This window comes from Candidatus Nitrosotalea sp. FS, from assembly GCF_011319475.1.
Lineage (GTDB): Archaea > Thermoproteota > Nitrososphaeria > Nitrososphaerales > Nitrosopumilaceae > Nitrosotalea.
The window spans coordinates 9,651-10,099 of sequence record NZ_RCMC01000251.1 but is presented as its reverse complement, the minus strand read 5'-3'; the positions used below and the strand labels follow the sequence as shown (position 1 = coordinate 10,099).

Below are 449 nucleotides of genomic sequence, written 5' to 3'. Positions count from 1 at the left end.
AATGCATCATCATAGCATTTTATTGCCTTGGAGTGTTTTCCAAGAGTCTGTAGTGTAACACCTTTGTTTATCATGGCAGTGATGTTTTTTGGATCCTTGAACAAAATCAGATCATAATACTCCAACGCTAGTGTGTATTTGCCTTCTTCACACAGTTCGTATGCCTCATCTAAAAGCGAGGATTTACCCATCATCAAGAGTTAAAGATCTGTAGATATTATATTTTTAGAATATCTTGTATCAAGTACGGGTCAAGACAGATTAAACATGCATGCCCGATCAATGAGAGCGATCTCAGCACACATTCTACAAGTATAGAATATGACAATTTCTCGACTAAAAAATAAAAAAGGCATGATACACAACAATCTTTAACGGCAATTCCTTGCGAAAGTCTAATGCACACGATAATCTTTGACTTTGATGGCACCATAGCAGACACGCTGTCT

At 37.0% G+C, this 449-nt stretch carries 1 pseudogene; it reads right to left on the bottom strand.

Annotated elements, in window-relative coordinates:
* Positions 1–194 (bottom strand): annotated as a pseudogene (locus tag DYY66_RS14915) (hypothetical protein); the annotation flags it as partial.
* Between the last annotated feature and the right edge of the window lie 255 nt (positions 195–449).